This window comes from Streptomyces sp. KL116D, from assembly GCF_030766975.1.
GTDB lineage: Bacteria > Actinomycetota > Actinomycetes > Streptomycetales > Streptomycetaceae > Streptomyces > Streptomyces longispororuber_A.
On record NZ_JASERH010000057.1, the window covers coordinates 13,656 to 33,736 of the forward strand.

The 20,081-nt window shown below is 66.2% G+C and carries 22 protein-coding genes and 4 pseudogenes; 6 read left to right on the forward strand and 20 right to left on the reverse strand.

Features of this window, described 5'->3' with window-relative positions:
* Positions 1–598 precede the first annotated feature (598 nt).
* Genes RBJ77_RS22035 through RBJ77_RS22045 form a run of 3 tightly spaced genes read right to left on the reverse strand, consistent with a single transcriptional unit; the run spans position 599 to position 2,343 of the window.
* The gene (locus RBJ77_RS22035; RefSeq protein WP_372346607.1) at positions 599–781 is read right to left on the reverse strand and encodes a hypothetical protein; all 183 of its coding nucleotides are present in this window, start codon (positions 779–781) and stop codon (positions 599–601) included.
* A complete protein-coding gene (locus RBJ77_RS22040; protein ID WP_372346608.1) occupies positions 720–1,655 on the reverse strand; it encodes an IS5 family transposase in 936 nt (311 codons plus the stop codon). Before RBJ77_RS22040 ends, RBJ77_RS22035 begins: the two co-directional genes overlap by 62 nt.
* Positions 1,558–2,343, reverse strand: coding sequence for a hypothetical protein (locus RBJ77_RS22045; RefSeq protein WP_372346609.1), 786 nt, complete (start codon positions 2,341–2,343; stop codon positions 1,558–1,560). The genes RBJ77_RS22040 and RBJ77_RS22045 overlap by 98 nt, the downstream gene beginning before the upstream one ends.
* 2,739 nt (positions 2,344–5,082) lie before the next feature.
* On the opposite strand from RBJ77_RS22045, the gene RBJ77_RS22050 reads away from it, so the two are divergent.
* From RBJ77_RS22050 to RBJ77_RS22065, 4 genes are all read left to right on the forward strand, one after another.
* Positions 5,083–5,334: a hypothetical protein gene (locus RBJ77_RS22050; protein WP_372346610.1), complete on the forward strand. Its 252-nt coding sequence runs from the start codon at positions 5,083–5,085 to the stop codon at positions 5,332–5,334.
* A 58-nt stretch (positions 5,335–5,392) separates the two neighbouring features.
* Positions 5,393–5,719 (forward strand): hypothetical protein, encoded by a 327-nt coding sequence (locus RBJ77_RS22055; RefSeq protein WP_372346611.1) that lies wholly within the window; start codon positions 5,393–5,395, stop codon positions 5,717–5,719.
* Positions 5,720–5,886: 167 nt separating this feature from the next.
* The gene (locus RBJ77_RS22060; RefSeq protein ID WP_372346612.1) at positions 5,887–6,009 is read left to right on the forward strand and encodes a hypothetical protein; all 123 of its coding nucleotides are present in this window, start codon (positions 5,887–5,889) and stop codon (positions 6,007–6,009) included.
* A gap of 191 nt (positions 6,010–6,200) precedes the next feature.
* Positions 6,201–6,713 (forward strand): hypothetical protein, encoded by a 513-nt coding sequence (locus RBJ77_RS22065; protein ID WP_372346613.1) that lies wholly within the window; start codon positions 6,201–6,203, stop codon positions 6,711–6,713.
* Here the strand turns inward: RBJ77_RS22065 and RBJ77_RS22070 are convergent.
* Both RBJ77_RS22070 and RBJ77_RS22075 read right to left on the reverse strand, forming a co-directional pair.
* Positions 6,679–6,969 (reverse strand): hypothetical protein, encoded by a 291-nt coding sequence (locus tag RBJ77_RS22070; RefSeq protein ID WP_372346614.1) that lies wholly within the window; start codon positions 6,967–6,969, stop codon positions 6,679–6,681. The genes RBJ77_RS22065 and RBJ77_RS22070 overlap by 35 nt on opposite strands.
* A 1,803-nt stretch (positions 6,970–8,772) precedes the next feature.
* Positions 8,773–9,334, reverse strand: a pseudogene (locus RBJ77_RS22075) (NUDIX hydrolase).
* 1,032 nt (positions 9,335–10,366) lie between these two features.
* Between RBJ77_RS22075 and RBJ77_RS22080 the strand changes: the two are divergent.
* Positions 10,367–10,843 carry a DUF3732 domain-containing protein gene (locus RBJ77_RS22080; RefSeq protein WP_372346881.1) on the forward strand — a complete coding sequence of 159 codons (477 nt, stop codon included), beginning with the start codon at positions 10,367–10,369 and terminating at the stop codon, positions 10,841–10,843.
* Positions 10,844–11,280: 437 nt separating this feature from the next.
* Here the strand turns inward: RBJ77_RS22080 and RBJ77_RS22085 are convergent, their stop codons facing one another.
* From RBJ77_RS22085 to RBJ77_RS22145, 13 genes and pseudogenes are all read right to left on the reverse strand, one after another.
* On the reverse strand, positions 11,281–12,159 hold the full coding sequence (locus tag RBJ77_RS22085; protein WP_372346882.1) for a hypothetical protein: 879 nt from the start codon (positions 12,157–12,159) through the stop codon (positions 11,281–11,283).
* Positions 12,157–12,396, reverse strand: a pseudogene (locus RBJ77_RS22090) (polymorphic toxin-type HINT domain-containing protein); the annotation flags it as partial. The pseudogene RBJ77_RS22090 and the gene RBJ77_RS22085, both read right to left, overlap by 3 nt.
* Positions 12,374–12,919 (reverse strand): hypothetical protein, encoded by a 546-nt coding sequence (locus tag RBJ77_RS22095; protein ID WP_372346615.1) that lies wholly within the window; start codon positions 12,917–12,919, stop codon positions 12,374–12,376. The gene RBJ77_RS22095 and the pseudogene RBJ77_RS22090, both read right to left, overlap by 23 nt.
* A gap of 91 nt (positions 12,920–13,010) precedes the next feature.
* Positions 13,011–13,133 (reverse strand): annotated as a pseudogene (locus tag RBJ77_RS22100) (hypothetical protein); the annotation flags it as partial.
* A 1,121-nt stretch (positions 13,134–14,254) separates the two neighbouring features.
* Positions 14,255–14,704 carry a hypothetical protein gene (locus RBJ77_RS22105; protein WP_372346883.1) on the reverse strand — a complete coding sequence of 150 codons (450 nt, stop codon included), beginning with the start codon at positions 14,702–14,704 and terminating at the stop codon, positions 14,255–14,257.
* Positions 14,705–15,097: 393 nt separating this feature from the next.
* Positions 15,098–15,451 (reverse strand): hypothetical protein, encoded by a 354-nt coding sequence (locus RBJ77_RS22110; RefSeq protein ID WP_372346616.1) that lies wholly within the window; start codon positions 15,449–15,451, stop codon positions 15,098–15,100.
* Between the two features lie 115 nt (positions 15,452–15,566).
* Positions 15,567–15,800, reverse strand: coding sequence for a hypothetical protein (locus RBJ77_RS22115; protein WP_372346617.1), 234 nt, complete (start codon positions 15,798–15,800; stop codon positions 15,567–15,569).
* Between the two features lie 174 nt (positions 15,801–15,974).
* The gene (locus RBJ77_RS22120; protein WP_372346618.1) at positions 15,975–16,277 is read right to left on the reverse strand and encodes a hypothetical protein; all 303 of its coding nucleotides are present in this window, start codon (positions 16,275–16,277) and stop codon (positions 15,975–15,977) included.
* A gap of 180 nt (positions 16,278–16,457) precedes the next feature.
* Positions 16,458–17,060 (reverse strand): hypothetical protein, encoded by a 603-nt coding sequence (locus RBJ77_RS22125; protein WP_372346619.1) that lies wholly within the window; start codon positions 17,058–17,060, stop codon positions 16,458–16,460.
* On the reverse strand, positions 17,057–17,617 hold the full coding sequence (locus RBJ77_RS22130; protein WP_372346620.1) for a hypothetical protein: 561 nt from the start codon (positions 17,615–17,617) through the stop codon (positions 17,057–17,059). The genes RBJ77_RS22125 and RBJ77_RS22130 overlap by 4 nt, the downstream gene beginning before the upstream one ends.
* Entirely contained in the window at positions 17,614–17,793 is a 180-nt protein-coding gene (locus RBJ77_RS22135) for a hypothetical protein (protein WP_372346621.1), read from the reverse strand. The genes RBJ77_RS22130 and RBJ77_RS22135 overlap by 4 nt, the downstream gene beginning before the upstream one ends.
* Before the next feature lie 19 nt (positions 17,794–17,812).
* Positions 17,813–18,181, reverse strand: coding sequence for a hypothetical protein (locus RBJ77_RS22140; protein ID WP_372346622.1), 369 nt, complete (start codon positions 18,179–18,181; stop codon positions 17,813–17,815).
* A gap of 765 nt (positions 18,182–18,946) precedes the next feature.
* A complete protein-coding gene (locus RBJ77_RS22145) occupies positions 18,947–19,384 on the reverse strand; it encodes a hypothetical protein (protein WP_372346895.1) in 438 nt (145 codons plus the stop codon).
* 45 nt (positions 19,385–19,429) lie between these two features.
* Between RBJ77_RS22145 and RBJ77_RS22150 the strand changes: the two genes are divergently transcribed.
* The gene (locus RBJ77_RS22150; RefSeq protein ID WP_372346896.1) at positions 19,430–19,591 is read left to right on the forward strand and encodes a hypothetical protein; all 162 of its coding nucleotides are present in this window, start codon (positions 19,430–19,432) and stop codon (positions 19,589–19,591) included.
* On the opposite strand, the pseudogene RBJ77_RS22155 reads toward RBJ77_RS22150, so the two are convergent.
* Positions 19,585–19,776 (reverse strand): annotated as a pseudogene (locus RBJ77_RS22155) (LamG-like jellyroll fold domain-containing protein); the annotation flags it as partial. The gene RBJ77_RS22150 and the pseudogene RBJ77_RS22155 overlap by 7 nt on opposite strands.
* Complete coding sequence (locus RBJ77_RS22160) at positions 19,689–20,051, reverse strand: LamG-like jellyroll fold domain-containing protein (RefSeq protein ID WP_372346623.1); 363 nt, start codon at positions 20,049–20,051, stop codon at positions 19,689–19,691. The gene RBJ77_RS22160 and the pseudogene RBJ77_RS22155, both read right to left, overlap by 88 nt.
* Positions 20,052–20,081: the final 30 nt, after the last annotated feature.

The window sequence follows — 20,081 nt, forward strand, 5'->3', positions numbered from 1 at the left end:
CCGCAGAGCCGCAGATCCGATTGCGGCGGAAGGGCCTGCGGGGCGATCCTCTTGGCGATCGGTACGATCGGAGGGCTGAGGGGATGTGATGTTGCAGGTTCTGTACAGCGGGGAAACGAAAGAGCTCGAGCTCTCCGGGACGCGTCAAGGACTGCTGGCGTTCGGTCAGCTCGCTTCGGGGGAAGGGTGGAGGCTGTGATCTTTCGGAGAATCCGCGCCCCTCTCCCTACGAGAGGTCGCTGTCGGAGATCGCGTTTCGGGAGGATCCGGAGCCGGCCACCGTTTCGATCGTCACGGAAGCTCAGGTCCTGAGGATCAAGGGAGGACGGGCAGCCTCGACCTCCTCGCTGACAACCTTGAGAGTTTCGCCTCCGAGGCGGGTGCCAGCGATCACTGCCACGTCGACTCCCCGACATACGACTACGTTGCGCCGGAGTCGGACCCGCTGGTGATTGCGTTCATGAAGTGAGCGGCGAGCCTTCGGCCGCACCGCGGTTGAGCCCGTGGGCCTCGGCGCAGGGAGCGATCGTGAGCCTGATCGCTGCCGGTCGGCCGAGGGTAGGGCGGCGACGCGTGACGCCGATCATGGCCCATCGAATCATCGTCTCGGAGTGGGCCGGGCTGGTCTCGTGGTCCGGGCGAGGCGCCGGTGGGCGGTAAGCCACGAGAAGGTGCGCTCTACCGCCCACCGCTTGGGCTGGACCTGGAAACCGCGCTGGTCAGGGGTCTTGTGGACGATCTCCAGATCGCGGCCGAGGATCTGCGCGACCCACGCGACCAAGCGGCCGGCGAAGCCCTGGTCGGCCCAGACCTTCTTGACGCTCGGGTGGTCGAGTCTGGTCCACAGCAAAGCGCCGCTTCCCACCGTCGCGGTCTTGAACGCTCGCCGCGACGACGTGAACGGCCAAGAGCAGGCCGAGAGTGTCGGTGACGATGAACCTCTTGCGACCCTTGACTCTCTTGCCCGCATCGAAGCCCCTGGTGGAGGCGCGGACTGTGTCGGCGGTGCGAACGGACTGCGAGTCGATCAGCCCCGCGCTCGGCTCCGCGTCACGGCCGTCGGCTTCACGGACCTTGCCACGCAGGGCATCGTGGATGCGCTCGACGGTGCCGTCGTCGTGCCACCACGTGAAGTACCAGAACCCCGTCGGCCAGGGCGCGAAGTCCTTCGGCAGCTGCCGCCAGGCACACCCCATCCGCACCACATAGAAGATCGCATCCACGATCCGCCGTCGCGGATGCTTCTCCCGCCGACCGCCCTTCGGCCCCACCCGCGCCCGCGGGAGCAACGGCTCTACCAGCACCCACTGCTCATCCGTCAGGTCCGACGGATACCCACCCCCAACACCGCTCACAGATGATTCAACGAACCCCTGGGCAACAGGGACACGGCAGATCTCAAACACGGCCTGAACAATCAGTGATCTGCGGGCAAGCACAGTGGCCTTGTCTGGATGACTCCGCCCCGCCGCCCACTGCACCAGCCACCTGACTCCGCGCGTAGAGGCGGGGTCCGTTGCGCTTGCCGGAGCCGTAAGAGATTGGCAAGGCGCTGCCTCAGACCCGAGTGACGTTCCGCGACGGCGTCTCCTCAAAGAAGGCTCGTAGAGGCTCGTCAATGATGCGTTCGCGGCTGGTGCCGTCGGCTGCGGCATCGAGGCGAGGCGCGAGGTCTTCCGTGTCGTGGGGAGTGAGAACGAGCCAGCGCAATACGACCTGCCGCACGAGCAGCCTGAGGTTGCGCAGGTCTGCAAGCCTTGTCGTTTCGTCTTGGTCCTTGAGCACGTCTCCATGTACGTATCTGGAGCGCGCGCTGTACGCCTCCTGCACCCTCTTCTCGACACGCTCGCGCTCTGACGGGGTGAGGAATAGGGCGGCTGCACGGGAGCGGATCCTCTCGCTGATGCCCTCCTTCTTGTCGTTGGGACTGGCCATGAGGGCTTCGAGCGCGATGACGTAGTCCAGGTGAAGCTCGTCGGCCTCTTGCTCCCACACCCCGTCGTCCGTGTAGGTACGCTGGTATGCCTGCAGCAGGTGGCGCGCGGCTCGTTCCAGACGCCGGGCACGCTTCTTGGGCAGGCTTCGGCTGCTGGCGGTACCGTCCATGACAGTGTCGATCTTTGCCGTCACGGCGGTGCAGAAAGCCTGCAACTGCGGGAGTTCCGCCGGAGTGACGCGGAACCTTCCCTGATCTCGTTCCTCAACTTCTTCGTGCCCGCCGTGGCGGTCTTCGTAGATCTTGATAGTGGTGGGCACATGGTTGGGCTGCAGGCCGAAGTTGCGTCCTCGCTCGACGTCGAATACCGCATCGATATGCAGCAGATTGTCATCCCACAGGATCAACGGCAGTAGTGCCCTCCAATGCCGGGCTTCCGGCCGTGGGCCGGAGAAGTCGAACCATGGTGCGCCGCTACGGTTCGACGCGCGGTTCGGATCGGGGGCGTGAACGAACGGTGCGCCGTCCAGGAGACGGAAGTCGAGCTCGCCCGGGCGAAGGGCATGGAGGGCGAGGCAAGGGGCCCAGTTGCCTCAGCTCCTCGGCGGTAAGGTTTCCAGGGTGTAGGGGCCCAGCGGGATTCGCGTGCCTTTGGGAAGTCGCCGTTCAGCAGCAGCCAGTTCTCCATGGCTGGCGCGGGTGCTGTACAAAAAGCGACGAAGCTGTCCGCTATCTCTTCCACTGGCACAGTCGCTCTTTGGGCGACCAGACGGGTTGCGTCACCCAGCCCCGATGCCCCAGGAGCGTCGACCATCGGGGCATCCAGTCACCGTCGACCTTGCCGTACAGGTCGCGATGCTCAGACTTCGGTGCAGCATGGACGACCGCGTTACTCAAGGCTTCAAACCCTGGCTGCGTTGATAGTGCTACATCGGTGATGGCCTCGAGGGGTATGGAGGGCAGGTCACGTGCCTGCTCAAGCCAGCTTGAGAACAGCCTGACGAAGTCGAGAGATGTCTTCCATGCAGCGAGAAATTAGCGCACCTTCGCCGTCCGCGAGACGCGCAGCCAACAGAAGCCCATAGCGGCTGCGTTGGGGGACGAGGGCCCGTACGTAGCCCTCTGATCGCGTGACGCTCCCGCCGTGGTTTGCCGGGGACCTTGCTCTGGCGGGAGGCTTCCGTCACGCGTGCGGAGCACCCCGGCGACGGAGTGCCTGGTGGTCCCGGCTGCGACCTCGACGACGGGCCCGGGTCCAGTCGTCGTGTAAATCTCGCCGCCGCGTGCGCGGGCCCGTCGCCGGGGGCCAGCCGCACAGGGGCGGGACATGTCCTCTGGGGCGAGCGGTAGCTACTGGGGCAACTCCAGGACAGGGGTGCTACTCCTCGACGTCTTCCGCCTCATCTGGGGATGATCAGATCCGTGAGCTGTCCCTGCGCTCGGCATCCGTCCGCGGTTGACGACGACCGCGACGAGGATGACCACGACCGGCAGCAGAGGGATGAGAGCCGCGTCGGGCAAGCCAAGGAACGCTGCGCCGGCCATCACCATGACGACCGTGAGCCACCATGATCCCCCGCAGACGTTCTCTCGGTACTGCCGGAGTCACGCCTGCGAGGTGATCTGCGTCGAGAAGGTCGTCAATACGGCCTTCAGCGTAGCGTTCAGCGATGATCAAGAGCATCACAGCTGAGGTCTTCCAGCGCGCGGTCTGGCTGGGAGTCCTGTCGTGCTTCGGCTTGTCGTAGAGCGCCGACCTACAGGGAGGCGTGGGCTTTGAACTGCCGTTCGTTGTGTCGTCTGGCTCTGGCTCGGCGGGTGCGGTGGGCTCTCCAACTGACTCGCTCGACCGGCTGGACAGAGACGCGCGGGATTTGGCAGTCCGGTTGGGTTTGTTCCCAGCGTCGCAGAACTGTGGCGCACTGGACGGCGTGACCGTCAGCAGGGCCACAACCGGCCAGCGCGCGTCGATCCTCCAGGCGGGCACTGTCTCGCATCTGCGTACCTGGTAAGGCCCTCCAGGTCGTAGGCCGCGAGTGTCGCGCCTCTGCCGGAGCTGGTCAGGTTCATGCGCTTGATCAACCGCACCTCGGCGATGAATATCAGGGCCCAGATGAGAACCTCTGTCCCCCTGGTGACCGCGGAAAGTGCAAGTGGCGCACCGACATCGGCACAGCCACGAAGTCGCTGAGCAGCACCTGCACCACGCCAGGATGTGGTCCAGGATCCGCGCTCAGCCGCAAGTTTTCCCAGTCGGCCATGTCATCAATATGTCCACAACACTAAAGCAGCAGCACAAACCGGATGATTTTGAATGGCCCGGCCAGAGACCGGGCACGCCACCAGCGCGCGACGCACCCCGGTGCCAATCCGTGGCCGCCGACTCGGTCCTGTATTTGCGGTGGCAGCAGCATCAACTGCGCCAGAAGCGGAGCAGCTCGCCGCACCCCCGAGTCGGCACGCCATCGCTGCAAGCGTTCTAGGGACGCCGCTCCCCAGCGCTGAACCGGCCCAGGAACGAGGAACAGAGCCATCACGAGCAGGACCAACCACGGAGTGAACGCAAAGAGGAGACCGTTAAGCACCTCGCTAGTCTCACGCATCCCATTACCAACACTAGAACATGAGGAATCGACGACGGCGCACCGCGGCGGACGTGCGCCACAGACGCCAACGCAGGAAGGCGGTAGCCTCAGCCTGGCGTGCGGCCACTCAATCAGCCTGACCGTCCGGCATCGCCCGCCCCGCCAGCCAGAGAAACCGTTCGCCTTCAGAACGTCCCGCGCGGGCCGGGCAAGTCGACGAGCAGATCGTCACCTCGTCGAGTCGGCCGGCGCTCCTTGGCCGTCGTCCGCTCTCGCCGCCCGCGCCTCGGGAGACACAGAGTAGGTGTGGTCTTGTTGTTCCCCGAGCATGCGCATCCCGCTAGAGGATGGGTCCGCCATTGAGCGGAGGTCGTGTTTTCGTCCGGCGGCGGAGGTGGCGCGGTCTGCGTTTCGGCCAACTTTGGGACGCAGTGGGTGGGTGCCCGGCCTATTGCGATTTGTCGTCTGGCTGGTTTCGCGGGGCGGCGGCACGATGCCTTCTTCGGTGTGGTGCATATGCGTTGGGGCTGTGCGCGGTGCCGATGGAGGCTTGGGGGCCTGTTGTCGTACACGGAGCATCATGCGTTCTTCTCGGCGCCGGCTGCGCCCGTGGGAACGGTGGGCGAGGGCCCGCTGGTCATGCACGGTGCCTATACCGAGCAGATCACGCGGAAGCTGAGCGCGGCCGCGTTCGTGCGCCGCGGACTGGGTCGCCTTCCTGCAAGACGAGGTCAAGAAGGCCTGGAAGCTGCTGAAGTCGAAGGTTCGGCACTGGCTGCGGTGGCTGCTCCCGCTTCCTGCCGCGCCGGTTGAGCAGTCCGGGCCCCCGGGGGCACCGGCGGTGGTACTGGGCGATGACTACGCGTTGTGGGTGCGCCAGCGGATCAAGAAGGCGAAGCGACCGCTGCCGGTCTACGCGTTCGACCAAGCTCCGGTGCTGAGTGCCGTCGACCGGGCGCTTGCCAGGCGCCGCCGCAGGATCAGCGGCATCGTTGCGGTGGCGGGTGTGGCGGCCATCTCAGCGGGGCTGGGTGCGGTCGAGCCGTGGTGGGCGCTGGTGGCGGCACTGGTTGGCGTGTGGGCGCTGTTCCTGGGTGATCGAGTGGTAGCGCAGCAGCAGCTCAACGCGCCGTGCTGGCGGGCGTGCTCGCCGGGGTGCCGGTGCGGCCGGCGGCGCCGCTCTGCCGTATTCGCATGACCGTGTGCGGGATCTGGAAAGTACGCGGGATCGGTTCGTGGGTGCGGGGCTGCAGGCATGGCGGAGGCGGTCATCGGAATCGACGTGGAGCCGGCCCCAGAGGAGCAAGACGAGGCGGACGCCCCTGCAACAGGATTCCCGCCGGGCGCCCGGACGCGCAGGCGGAGATGCAGGAAGTCGCGCGAGCCGTGCTCGAGGCACTACAGCGGCAGAATCGGCCGGTGGCCCGCAAGCAGCTGAAGCGCTTCGAGGCCGTGGATCTGCACCTCGGCACGTGGAACAGCGGTTGAACGATCCCGCGCCGCAGCATCATCGCGACCATCCGCAGCCGCGGATGCAGGTCGCAGGATCGCAGGAATCCACATCAACCGGTGGGACGCAATCGACGACAAGACGTGGGAGCGGTTGCGGGAGCTGGCCACCAGCAGCACGGCGAAGCCGCCGCCCGAAGAGAGTGGCGCGGCGCTACATCTGGTCGAGAGTGACCGCGTGGAACGGTGAACTGATCGTCGCTATTCTGGTGCATGTCGCCTACCAGGGCGGCTTCTTGCGGGTGACGGTGCGCCCGCATGTGATGACGCCGTTGAACCCCGCGGTCGACAGCCTCGCGGCCGCGCGGGTAGCGAAGCCGCGCTGGCTCGTCCGGGCGGGCGCGAATGCGGTCGGCGACATGATCGACGGACTGCAACGGCTGGTGCGCAGAAAGCGCCGGCCGAACCCCGAACTGGATCCAGGCAAGGGACCGGTGAGTCTGCGCGAGGTGTACAGCGTGCGGTCGATCGAGGACATGCACATGCACGACGACGCCCGCTACTACGTGCAGATGATGCAACGCCGGGTGTTCGACTCCACTGAGATTTTCCTGCGTAACCACAACGTCGACATCGCCGCCTATCGCGAGCAGTCCGCGGCCATCTACAACTTCGGAGTGATGAACGGCGGCACCATGTCCGGCCCGGTCAGGCCGCACCGTTCTCCCACAGTCCTTCGATGAACAACGCGCCCGCCAGCGCGCGACCGTCCACCTGAGTGACAGGAGTGATCATGTCCGGTGCTTCTCCGTCCAACCCGTACCCGCCCGGCGCCAACTTCGGTATCTCCAATCCCGGCACCATCAACGGCCCCGTCCAGGCGCACCGTTCTCCCAGAACGTGACCCAGACAAACAACATCGCCCCTAAGGCCGTGCAGGATGCGCGCAGCAGTGTCGATCAACTGCGGACCCAACTGCAGGATCTGCGCGGTCAGCACCCGGACCGGGCCGCGGTAATCGACGCCGCGCTGGCCGACCTCGACCAGATCACCCCTCGCTTAGCAGAGCCCGTCAAGACCCGCGGACCCTTCGATACGTCCTGGGGAATCTGCTGGATCGGTGCGGAGGCCTGCCAGGTGTGGTGTCGGCCGCCGAACTCGTCCGCTCCACCATCACCGCGCTGCTCCCCTCTACCTGATTACGCAGACACCACGCAGCCAGGGTTACGGCCGCACCCACCCCTCCGGCCGCATGCGCTCTGGCAATCAGTTCGCGCAGCCCGCCGTCATCCGTTGCCTGCAGGACGAGGAGAGATGAATCAGCCTGACCCTCGGGCCGTCGACCGGACGGCCAGACGGCTGCTCGAAGCGACACGACAGACATCAGATGAGGCGCGAGCGAACGCTCTGTCCGCGGCGTTGGAAGAGCTGACCCGCCAGGCTCACTGGCTCTGCCCTCCCCTACACAGGACCTCGCCAAGCTCACCCTCGCATGCAAGCATCTGGCCATCCATATCCGATCGGAAGCATGCGCAGCCGGACCCACCATCAAGCTGCCCCTCCCGTCGCCGGGCGAAAAGCGACCGCACGAAGACCTGACGATCGCCCACTCCGAGCTGCGCGCGGTCGGGGCCAAGCCGGACTCAATCACCGACGTGTTGCTGATGTTCATCATCAGCAACAGCCCGCTCCTGACGTCGCAAGGAATACAGACAAATCCGGCTGGTACAGCTGCTCAAGGGCATCGGCGAACCTCCACCACCGACATCCTCCCTGCGGTGACCCGCACGCCCACACCGAAACGACCTCCCAACCTGCTTTTCTGACGGGCCGACATGCCTCTGGGTATCGGAGCTACAGCGCGCGCCGCGGCCCTTTCGGCGTCAGCCGTATCGAAGCCGTAACTGCGGGTGTCACGATCCGCGCGCCTCGGACAGACTCTGTCCGCCGTGCCGGAGCACTGCAGCCTGATGCAAACGCCGTGCCGCAGCAACCTGTTGAGGCACAGGGGGCTGGACCAGCGGTTCTGCGCACAGGTCGCTGCCCTTTCCGCGTGTCCCGCCTTCTCCAGCCACGAACACACAGACCTGGCCGACGCGCAGGAGAGGACAACGTGGCTGCGAACCGCGAGCACGCACGCACCGCTCCTGTCCTGCCGTCTGCTCCTTCCTTTCCTTCCTTCCCTTTCTGTGTCCCAGGCCGAAGTGCGCGGGTGAGGGGCTGTCGGCACACCCGGTACACCCCCAGCAGACGCCCTGAGCTGCACCTTCTCCATGCCGGGCACAATGAGGTGCGGTAGGGCATACGGCACTGCTCTACGGACCATTCAGGGCGCCGCACACGTCGACGATCCACGTGCCAAAGCCTGCCCCGTATCCGATCATGGAACGGGGGCAGGCAGAGACCGACTCGTTGTCCTGCTCGCTCGCCCATCCGATAAGAGATCTTCCAGGTCGTCTTGCGGGCGAAGGTGCGTCTGCCTGGCACGACCGGGGCCCGCGTCTGTGCGAGAGCCGCGCGGGCCCCGGCCTGTCTCCACCACGGCAGCAGGGAGTTCGGACATGCAAAGCTGCATCAGCTACCTGTCGCGAGCACGACAACGTGTCCATCCGGGTACAGCTGACAGGCCCCGCCGGATGATCCCGGCGCTCTCGTGTGTCGCCGGACCGGTGCCGCCCCTCCGCAGCAGCCGAACCCGGACTCCGGGCGCACGCCGTCTGTGGCCGCAGCTCTTGATCCGCAGCACAGGCAGTAGGTATGAAGTGGCCCCACCGCATTGGCGGTGGGGCCCTTTCGCTGTGTCTACGGCCGTGCGGCGACGCGCAGTTGGTGCAGCATCAGCAGTGCGGCGACGGCGTTCGCGGATCGGATCTCGCCGCGCGTGATCAGGTCCGGGATCTTGTCAGCGGAACCCAGTCCCGGCGCGACGATCTCGTGATGATCCTCGGGGATCTCGCGGACCTGCTGCGCCGTGTCCGACCAGTACACGCGGTGGTGCGAGGTCGAGATACCGGGCATGGGGTCGACGGCCAGGAGCAGCTGCATCGGCCCGCGCCGCCATCCCGTCTCCTCCTCGAGCTCACGCGCGGCTGCGTGGCTGCGGATCCTCGCCCTCCCGGTCCCGCCGGACGGGAGTTCATATCCCCATGCGCCGGTGATGAACCGGTGCCGCCACAGGAGCAGCACCTCGTTCGCGCCGTTGACGACTGTGGCCACGGCGACCGGGCGCAGCCGGCATCACCGTGTGGTCGAGGTGTCGCCCGTCCGGCAACTCCACATCGGCCATGTTCACGGTGCACCACCGGTTCTCGCACACGGTGCGCTCGCCGAGGTTGCGCCACACAGACACGCTGTCGCCTCCCATCGGGTACGTCTCCCATCCGACCACAGGGAGCTACAGCGGATCCGCAAGGGATCGTCGAGCCGGCCGACGATGGCGCGCACAAAGCGGCTGCCGGTGCCCGCGAGGTTCCGGCGCACTCCGAGAGCCGGTCGTGCAGGCGGTGGGACTCCATGCCCTGCACGGTGTCGAGCATCCGCTCCGCCGTCGCGGCCGCCTGGTCAACGGCGCCTGCCCGCAACTCGCAGTCGGCGAGTGCCGCCAGCCGGTGCACGCTGCCGCGGGCGCGTGCCTGGATCCCGACGACCTCGGCCGCGTACTGCTGCGCGGGCCTCGTGCCGCTGAGCCTCATCAGGGTGTCGGCGAGCGCCGTCTCCAGTCGGTGACCCACTCGCGGAGCTGCGCCTCACGCTGAATGGCTTCGGCCATCGAGCGAACTTCCGCCACCTTCTGGCACTGTTCCAGGACCTCTACGGCCTCCGCCGAGGCGTCATCCATCCGTGAGCGCCTCACGCTCCGCCAGGGCCAGGCTCCGCTGACCGTCCGCGACGAGCCGGAGCACCGCATCCCCACCCGACGGACTGCGCACCAAACCAGCAACACCACCTCACCCACCGATGGCACCACCGCCTCCACCAACTCGGCACCAGCAACCCGCAGTTGGGTCGTGCAGGAAACGCATCAACCGTGCTCCTAGCCCGCGACCTGGTGACCTACCCGAAACCGTCACGCTCGCCCGCACCCTGGCCACCCTCCCCACCCACACCAGACACGCCTCGTTCACGACGCCATCGGCGTGATCGGTGACCGACTCGGCCTGGCCCGGTTCTCCCCTCAGCACCAACGACCCGCTGACCACCTACCTCCGAGCACATCCCTGATCAGCCCCCGACACCGCTACCTCCCTGTGTGCCACCCCGATCAACAACAAACCCAAGATCAATCCCATACACACACGAAAGCCCTGCTCAACACCCCTGAACACCCAAACCGAACAACCGCCGCCAGGCCCGGCCCTCGCCCCTCACCACACACCCGACTGAGCCCCAAATCCCCATCCAGAAAAGAAACACCAGGTCACAACACCCCGCCTACCACCGAACCACAGCACCCGCCACAGACTCCGACGAGGGGGTGGCCGAGCTGATGCGGATCGGCAGCGGCAAGAACTGGGTCGGCTACCATCTGGTGGCCCATCTGGCGCTGCACCAGTACTTCGTGGCGCACCGACGACCGGTGCCGCGGATGCTGATGCTCGACCAGCCCACCCAGCCGTACTACCCCTCGGACGTTGCGGCCAAGGAGGCCGGCACGGCGGTGCTGGACGCGGACCGCGAGGCGGTGCGGCGTCTGTTCGAGCTGATGCGGGATGTGGTCGCCGATCTGCGGGGCGGTCTGCAGATCATCGTCAGTGACCACGCCAACCTGCCGGAGGCGTGGTTCCAGGATCGTGTGCGCTACAACTGGCGCGACGGCAGCGCTCTGATCCCGCAGTCCTGGATCGACGAGCACGGCGGCACCGCAGACGTCTGATTGCGGCCGGGCGGCACTCAGACGATGTCTCGGTTGGTGATGCGTGTGCGGTTACAACTCGGACCACTCGCCCAGATCTTCGAGCTCCCTGTCTGGACGAAGGAGCATACGAGCGCCCAGGCGCGATCGACCGCCGGGACGAAGTCGCTCCGGTCGGAAATCGTGGAACCCCGGCACCCACCCGCCGCAGTCGCTCGGCCCTCACCACACCCGCAACCAGCCACGACGCCGAAACGGCCCGTCGGATAATCCGACGGGCCGTCACGAAGGATCGAGGTTGGACTCTTACCATCGAGCTACGTCTCGCTGGCGAGAGTCACCTCCGGACCGGCAAGGAAGGGTGAGACACTCGCCGCAACAATCCACCCTCTACCGGAACTATTGACAGAGGTAGCCTGGGCAAGTGCCGAGGATTTACCTACACTTAGCCGAAACCTTTAGGGCATCTCTTCCTCTGGCGAAAATAGAGCATTATAGACTTTCACATGCTCGATTTCCGGCAGTTTCAGATCGATGGCCGCATTCAACTGATCTCTCGACAGAACACGGATACGGCGCACCTCAAACAATCGGAGCACGTCGCGCTCATATTCCGACAAGGGAGCTTCACCCGGAAAAATAAATTCCGCACCCCCGGAAGGGTTCACTCTCGCGAAAGCGGCATATGCCCCGACCATCGAGAGTCGAATGAAATACGGCGGTCGCGACCCGACGACATAGCTGAAACATACGTCACAGTTGATGTCCGTGTCGTCTGTTAGATCTGCAATGCCAGCCAGATCCTCAACTAGATCGCGGTAAGGCTGGCGCCGCGTAGCAGTCAGAGCAAAAGCCCTCCTGGGCGTCACCAGGGATTCTCGTACGCGGTCTGAATATCCTGCAGCAGAAGATCCCACTCCCGCCAGGGCCAAGGATTTCTCGCTCTCACGAACTCTTCCCCTTTCTCCGCTAATCAGCGTACTCGCGACCAACCGGATGGGCGTGAACCTTTCCGGACTGATCAATGTGAACTCGCACTCTGGTCTGCCAGCCACCCTTGGGCCCCCTTCTACCGGCAGCCCGTACTCATAGTCACGAACATTCGGACGGCCGGGCACCGGAGTTCCATTTTCCCAAGCATGCTTCGCATAGGCATCCGCCTCGCTCCGACTCGCGAACGCAGACGTAGGCGTGCCATTCTCGATCCGCTTTTCGTATTCCCTCGTCCCGAGAACATGCTGATCTTGCTTCTGGCGAGAGACCGACGGACAGTTGCTGTTGTGGACCAGAACCGGCGTCTCACCCGCCAGCACATAGTACGTGTGCAGCTCGTCGATGGTGAGGTTGTAGGTGCGGACGTGCCGGGTGAAGGTCTTGTTGGCGGTGACGGTGACGGTAGCGCCGTTGGCCGTCAGAAGCGTCATCCCGGCTTTGAGGTCCTTCGCGACCACCCACTCGTTCTGGGATGGTGACCAGAAGGGATGTTCCTCAGTGGCGGTCAGTTGCTCAATGCCGTCCGGGGTGGTAATGGACAGCCTATTGAAGTGTTTGTCACTGTCGACATGAATAAGGCGGGTGACCTTGCGGGATCGAGTCTCGCCGGTCTCCGGGTCCGTGGTGCGGACCTGATCGCCGACCTACTGTCCTCGATGTCCTTGGTGGTGCCGTCGGCCATGAGGACGTCGGTGCCGGCGAGAAGCAGTTGCAGCCGGACGGCTTCTTCGACTTCGACTTCTTGCCGCTGTTGCGGGCGCTTTCCCGGCCTGCCTTGAAGGAGCCGCCTTCAGCGACGCCGTCGACGACGACGCTTGAAGCCCAGCTGAAGAAGAGCGCCTTCTTGCCAGGGCATCCGGTGTCGTGGCAGGCATCGAGCAGGGCTTGAGCTATGTCCGTCGTGGCGATCGACTCGTCTCGATGGTCGAGGTACATGTCGAGGCCGTAGCCGCTGCTGAGGTAGTTGAGACGGTCGTAGAAGACGGTGATGAACTTGTCGGCCTGCCCCCAGTCCTCGGGGATATTGACGCCGGGGAGCAGGGTGATGTTGCCGTCGTTACTGAGGTCCTTGCCGGTCTTTCTCTCCTGCCCGCCAGTCTGCATTCTGCTTGACCGGCGGCTTGTTCTCGCGGTCCACGTGGTAGACGGATGTGCGGGACCGGCAGTCCGCCGTGGCAGCCGCTGACGACGCCGCTCATGCAGTCGGCGTTGCCGAGGCCGCCGGGCCGGCGTTGGTGACGGGGTTGTTCAGGGCGTAGCTGCAGCCGTCGAAGGTCTGCGGCTTGTCGAGTTCGAACAGCGGGTCGACGGAGAGGAAGCGGCCCGTGGTCGCATCGTATTCACGGGCGCCGAGGTGGGTGAGGCCGGTGTCCGCGGTGTCGTTGGTGCTCGCCGACGAAGCCCTTGCTGCCGGGCCAGCTGGTGGGCTCGGTACCGCGCGGGGATCCGAAGGGCTGGGTACGGCGCTGGGTCAGGCCAAGTCAGCCGCGTTGATGGCGAGTTGGCCGGTGCCCTGGTGGTCGCCGATGGTGAAGGTGAAGGTCCCGTCGTCGTTGCGGACGGCGGTCTGACCGCTGCCGAGGTCGATGTAGCGGGTGGCCTTCGGTGTGCGTGGAGCCGCTGGCGAGGGTGACTTCGGTGTGGCCGAGGTCGAGGGTGGTCTTGGAAGGGGTGTGGCTGATGAGGCGATTGCCGTCAGCGTCGTAGACGTAGCTGGTGGTGTTGCTGCCTCGGTGACCTTGGCCAGGTGTCCTTCGGCGTCCCACTGGAGGGTCTGTCCGGGCCGGGCGGTGGTGTTGCCGGTGGTGTCGTAGGCGTACTGGTCGGTGCGGTGCCCGACGAGCTGTTGGTGGTGACGGTCTTCAGGCTGTGAGCCTGGGCCTGTCCGGGGCCGGGGTAGGTGTAGGTGCGGTTGATGTCCTGGGCCGTGTTACCGGTGGGACTGTGCTGCGTTTCGGTCTTGCGGTTGCCGGACGCGTCGTAGGTGTAGGACCGCCAGTACGGGAGCCGTACCGCCGATCTGAGCACTGGTGGGCGCGGCGGCGCAGCTGGTCGTGTTCTGGGTCCAGGCGTCGGAGAGCCGGTTGAGGTAGTCGTAGTTGAAGCACTGCGTCGGTGCCGTCGCGGTTGACGTCCGACATGGAGCGGATGTTGCCGTTGTCGTCGTAGCCGTAGGTGAGGCTGCGGTCGACGCCGGCGACATCGGTGCGGTCCACGCGGGTGTTGGACAGCCGCTGGGTGCTGGTAGGTGCTGCGACCTGGGCCCTCTTGCGCCGAGCCAGTCAGGCCCATTTGGTAGACCTGGGGCTTGCCGGTCAGGAGTAGCTGACGCTGGTGTGGTCATGCCCTGGCCGTAGACGGAGTGGGTCAGGCGCAGGGTTTTGCCTGCCGTAGCCGCAGGCGACGCGCGCCGGGCAGGCACCTGCGGCGGAGTAGGTTTCAGCTGGCGGTCAGCACCGGAGGGCTTGTGGTGGTGGCGCCGGTCTGATAGGTGCCGGCGCGAGCGCTCCTCGCTGGCGATGACGGTGGCCGTCTTGATGCGACGGTAGAGATTGTCGTACGCCGTGACCTTGTTGGTGTAGGCGTTTCCAGCCGGATGTAGCGGGTGGATTCGGCGAGTTGACCCTTGGCCCCGCTGATGGTGTCGTAGACCCATTTGCGCGCAGGGTGCCGGTCGCGGTGGCCTCGTGAGCTCGGTCTTGCGGCCCAGCCGTCGTAGACGTACACGAGCTTGGGTACATCGGTGCGGGCGTCGTCGACCGAGGTCAGCTGACCGCGGTCGTCGTAGGTGCTGGTGGTGGTGCCCTTGTCGGGGTCGGTGGCGGTGAGCTGGCGGCCGAGCTGGTCGTGAGTCGAGGACCAGGTGCTGCCGGCGTGTCGGTGACCGATCTTGAGAGTTTGCCGTTGGGGTAGTAGGCGTGCCCAGTGGTGTCGTAGGCGGCGGTCGCATCGCGGCTAGTGCAGCTGGCGCAGCTCGGTGGTGTTGCCGCGGGCGTCGCTGAGAGTGGTGGTGGCGACGCCGCCCTGGGGCGGAATGACGGTGACACGGTCGCCGCCGTAGATGGTGGTCGTGGTGTTCCGGCACGGTGCCGCCGTCGCCGTTGCCGGCGATCTGCTTCACCTCGACGGGCTGTCCCTGGCCGTCGTAGGTGGTGCGGGTCTGCGTCTCCACGGACAGGGCGTTCGCCGGCGCGAACAGCTGGGTGCTGGGCGCCGTGAGTCGCGTAGTAGGGGCGAAGACCTTGGAGGTCAGGCCGCGTTCGTCGTAGAAGGTGTCGGCGATCAGGTGCCGCCGTCCGGACCGGGCGACTGGAGCTGACTTGGGCCCGCGGGAGATCCGTCGTACAGCGCGTACGAGGTGGTCTGGCCGCCGTTGTTAGTCGAGCGTCTTGGTGGCGACGGCCGCGGGGCGCTGCCGGTGATTGTGTACGTGTACTCGTAGTTGGTTTGGCTGGTGTTGCGGTCGGCGAGCCAGACCTTGCTGATGCGGCCCAGGGCGTCGTAGGCGGTCTGGGTGGCCTTGCTGTTGGTGTCGGTCTGCTTGACCACCTGCCCGCGCACCGGGTCGAGGTCGGTGGTGGTCGTCTGGGCGCTCGACGCGTCAAGCGCCGTGGCCGGCGGGGTGGTCGAGGTCACCGTTGTGGAGCCAGCCGGTGGCCGGACTGCAGGCGGTGGTCGTGGTGCGGCCGTCCGTGCGAGCGGTGCGCACCGGAAGGGCGTTGGTGCCGTCGACAGGCGACGTCGGCGGCGGTCAGGTCAGTGGCCGATCTTCGGGCGGCCGTAGCTGTCGAAGGTGGTGCCGGTCTCCAGGTAGCGTGGCCTTGGTGCCGTCGTTGCTCTTGAGCGGCTGGCGGCGGCGGTGGCGTCGCCCTTGGTGGGAGGCGGTGTTGTAGGCCCGGAGGCCGTCGTAGGCGGTGCGGACGTCGGAGATGACGTCCTTGGACCGGTCAGGAGTATCAGCGCAGGCGACCGCGACGGTCTCCACCCGCGACACCTTGTCGAGATGTTGTCGGTGGTGTTGGTCGCGTAGTCGGTGCGGGTACAGCGGTTGTCGGCGGCGGTGGAGGTGTCGCCGGCATCGTGCTCGGCGATGACACGGCCGTGGGCGTCGTGACTGTAGGAGGTGTACGTGGTGCGCCACTGGGCGCCGGCGCCGTTGTCAGGGAGTGAAACCCCAGGTGTTGAGCGTGCCGGTGAACGCAGCTGTGAGGGTGCCCGAAGGTCTGGTCTGTGTGGCGGACTGGGGGCGCCACGGGTGGCTGACGGTCCGGCTCATGGCCTTGCCGCCAGGCGCGTCATAGGTGACGGTCTTGTACGGGAAGCCGCTCTGGTCGTCGTAGTCGGTGATCGGGTCGCCCTCGTTCGTACCGAGGGTGATGCTCACCGATTTGGTGCCGCCGCTGGTGTCTTTGCGGTCACCGTTCATGCCGCGCAGGAAGTAGGAGTCGGTCTGGGACTTCATGGCGCTGGCGCCGCCCTGGCCGCCGGTCTGTACGCGTACGTGACCGTAGCCGCGCCATTGTGACCAGGTCTTTTCCTTGTCCTTGGTCAGTGGGTCGTCGTCCCAGCGCGCAGGCGGCTCCGTCCAGGTACTGGTAGGTGGTGACCTGGTCGGCGGCTCCGCCGGTGCGGTCCGTGGCCGTCACCGAGTCGGTGACGTATTTGTTGAACCACTGCAGTTCGGGGTCGGAGTCGCTGTCGCCGCCGAGGTACTGAAGCAGCGGCTGGTGTTGGTCTCCGGTGTGGGCAGTGCGTCCCAGGAGCAGGCGGCAGCGGAGTAGTTGACGTCGATCTGGCCGCCGGACTCGTCGGTGACGGTGGACAGCCGGTCCTTGATGAAGGGGGCGTAGCCGTCGCCGGTCTTGTCGAGCCGGTTCTCGAGTTGGGTGTAGACGAAGCCGACCTTCGGCAGCGTGATCGCCGTGGTGGCGGAGCTGCCGGTGTGCTGGATGCTGTCGAGTTCGAGTTGGTAGTCGATGTCCGCCATGCCCCAGCGGTGATCGAGCTTCCAGGAGTCGACGTCGTGGTAGCTGCCGTCGGACTGCAACGTCTGGGTGCTGACATCGGTCAAGCGCTTGCGGGTCCAGAACGAGGGGGAGAACTGGCCACTGTCGCAGTCCGTGCCCGCCTTACAGTTCAGGTCCCACGGTGTGTCGTACCAGTAGAAAGCCTGGTCGTCGATGGTGTCTGCGGCACAGGTGACACCGGTCTGCGACAGGCAGCGCTCGGCGCTGGTGAAGTTCACCTTGGCCAGCGGCTTGTCGTAGAAGGCGCGCAGGCCGTATTCGATTCAGCTTGAGGTAACCGCCGCGGACGTAGGAGGTGTCGTCGGACGCGGTCAGGTTGCGGCCGTAGGAGTTGGTCTCCTTGCCGTAGTAGTACGTCATCAGGTTGCCGTGCGGGTCGACGACGGCATCGAGGTTCCAGCGCCAGGTCTGCTGGCACCAGGAGTCCGCGAACGCGGAGGCGTGACACGCGCTCGCCGCTGTCGTCGCCGAAGACGGGGACGGTCCAGTTCGAGTTGGTCTCGTCCTTGCCGTCGGCCCAGCCGGAGGGCCGGTTGTAGCCGAAGTAGTACTTGGTGCCGTCGGGGGTGGTCAGCCGCCAGTACTCGCCGTCGTTGTCACCGTTGGCCAGCTCCGTGTTACGCAGGCGCTTGATGACGGTGCCGTCGTCCTTCTTGAGCTTGAAGGTGTCGGTGCCGGCCGGTACGAGTTCTCCGCCCTTGCCGTTGAAGGTGAGGAAGGCGTTGTCGGAGTCCCAGCACAGATCACCGGGCTTGTTGCCGTCGGCGTTCTTCACCCGTCGTCCGCACAGGATTTGTAGCGGCGTTCGATGAAGCCGCCTTCCAGGTCGAATCCGTCTCCGACCCAGGATCCCTGGTTGTTGGTGTTGCCGGTGCGACCGTCGATGGTGCCGGAGGAGTAGTCGAGGCTCAGATCCGGGCCCAGGCCGCCGGGTACTTCCGGCGTGGCCATCGGATAGGACCAGGTGAAGTCACCGGTGTTGAGGTTGGTGGACCAGGTCGCCGACGGGGACAGCTGGGTCGCCTGAAGTCGCCCTTGTCGCCGGCGGTGTCTGCCACCGCGGCCAGCACGGTGGGGTTGTCGCCGACAGAGCGACGGTGGTGGCCGTCAGTGTGCTGTCCGCGGTGTTGTTCGTCGAGGCGAGGGCCGTCTGAGTGCGGCATGCCTTCTTGTCCGGGGTGGTCACGGCGCAGGCGGGGAGGCTGACCAGGTGCATGCGGGAGGCGTAGGAGCCACCGTATGCGCCTGCGAAGTCTGTGTAGTTGACGCTGACGGCGATCGTGCCGGGCGCCGTGTTGTCGGTGTCCTTCGTCGCCTTCGGGGCGACGGTGAACAGCATGCCTGCCACACCGGCTTGCCGGCTGTCGTGCTGGTCGAAGACTTGCGTGCTGACCGCGTCTGGCGTCTGCTGCGCTGTCGAGGACTGGGACTTGGCGCCGGCCTTACGGGGTGCCGCACCGATCTTGAGGGGCTGCCCGTCGGCGGCAGCCAGCTTTAGCTGGGTCTCCGGGCTTTGCGTCGGCGGTAGGGACGGTGACGGTGGCCGTGCCGGCCGTGGGCCACTTCTTGGGGGAGTGGTGGCCGGCACACGGGACTCTTGGCCTTGGGGCGCGGCTTTCTGGTCTCGATGGAGTGGGAGCCCTTGACGGGCTTCTCGGAGGCGGGAGCGCCCGGCAGGCTGCTGGCCGCGGGCGCTGCGACGGTCTCGCAGCAGACCGGCGATCAGCACGGTGGACAGGGTCGCTGCCGCCGGCCGCCAGAGCACGCGCGCGCGGACTGATCTTGGTATGGGCATGTGTCATCCAGGCCAGGGGTGCCGCCGCGGCGGCACCCAGGTGAACGGGGATAAGAAACCGGGTCCCGAGGGGCGGGTCATGCCCGCTCCTCGGGACCGGTCTATGCGCCGGAGGGCACGTCGGTGGGGATGTCGTAGAACGAGCCGGCGAGTTCGGCGATCTGACTGTCGTTCAGCGCGCCCTGGAAGGCCCACACGTCGTCGATGACACCGGGGAAGTACTGTCCGAGAGGCGTCCGCTGTCTTGGCGCGGCCGACCTCGCAGGTGTGCCGGCCGCCTTGAAGGTGAGACGTTGTCGGCCCAGGCGATCAGGTCTGGCAGGTGGTGTCGTCCGCGTCGCCGTTGCCGTCGGCGTCGGTGCAGGCGGTCTCCTGCAGTACGCCGTTGACGTAGAGGCGGGCTTCCTGGCGAACCCGTCGTAGACCAGGGCCAGGTGGTTCCATTCCCGTGCGTCGTAGAACTCGGTGTTCGCCACGCTGTCGGTGCTGGCGCCTGCGTCGTCGCCGGCGCGGATGTCGCGCTGTAGCTGCCCATCCGTCGGCGTTGGTGGAGTCCGGGGTGAAGTGCAGGTCGAAGGCGCTGGTGTGGGTGCCGGCGGCGGAGACCACGCTGGCGTTCTGGGTGGGGAGCGCGGCCGCCTGGGCCCAGGCGGTGACGGTGAAGCTGGTGGAGGTGTCCAGCGGCTGGCTGGCTGCGGTGGCGTAGTCGTCCACGCCGTCCAGCTGCAGCCCGTTGACGTCGACCACCCCGTGGCCTGCTTGGCCTGGCCACCCAGCGTCATCGTGTTGGCGTTGTCCGAGGCATCCGGGCTGGTGGCCGGGCTCGCGTCGGTGACGGTCTCGAAGTTCCAGCGGGCCTTGACCAGCGGGCGCTGCCGGAACATCTGCGCCACTTCCTCCGCGGAGGCCGGGCGGTCCATCACCCGTACGTCGTCGATGGTGCCGGGAAAGTAGGCGCCCATGGCACCGCCGTAGTGGGACGCGCCGATGTACATCGACTGGTCCGCGTAGAAGGCATCCACCAGCGTCGTGGTGCCGGCCTTGGCGCCATTCACGTACAGGGTGAGGGTGTTGGCGGTGGTGTCGTGCACGCCCACCAGGTGCGCACTCGCCCTGGCAGTGGTGCCGTCGGGCTGCATCGCCCGTACCGCGGGGTGGCGGCCGCGCTGTCGCTGGAGTACTGGTTGAACGCCCACCGGTCGTAGGCGGCCGAGTAGTACAGCTCGAAGCCGGGAGCCGCTTGGCCGGCCTGTGCGGTGATCACTGCGGCGCCGGACGGTTTCTTGTCCAGCTTCGCCCAGGCGGAGACGGTGAAGCTGCGCTCGGTGTTGATGTGCGGGCCGCTGGTCTGGCCGATCTTCGCGTAGCCGCTGGTGCCGTCGAACTTGGCGGCCTTGCCCGCGATGCCTTCCACCCCGGTGGTGACCGTGCCGTTGTACTTGGC

What these genes read in the sequence shown, in the direction of transcription:
- RBJ77_RS22040 (WP_372346608.1), bottom strand. Translation starts at nt 1,655, where the DNA reads ATGCCGCAGCCGACGGCACCAGCCGCGAACGCATCATTGACGAGCCTC.
- RBJ77_RS22060 (WP_372346612.1), top strand. Translation starts at nt 5,887, where the DNA reads ATGCAGGAAGTCGCGCGAGCCGTGCTCGAGGCACTACAGCGGCAGAAT.
- RBJ77_RS22095 (WP_372346615.1), bottom strand. Translation starts at nt 12,919, where the DNA reads ATGCAGACTGGCGGGCAGGAGAGAAAGACCGGCAAGGACCTCAGTAAC.
- RBJ77_RS22120 (WP_372346618.1), bottom strand. Translation starts at nt 16,277, where the DNA reads ATGAAGTCCCAGACCGACTCCTACTTCCTGCGCGGCATGAACGGTGAC.
- RBJ77_RS22135 (WP_372346621.1), bottom strand. Translation starts at nt 17,793, where the DNA reads ATGGCCACGCCGGAAGTACCCGGCGGCCTGGGCCCGGATCTGAGCCTC.
- RBJ77_RS22140 (WP_372346622.1), bottom strand. Translation starts at nt 18,181, where the DNA reads ATGCTGTTCACCGTCGCCCCGAAGGCGACGAAGGACACCGACAACACG.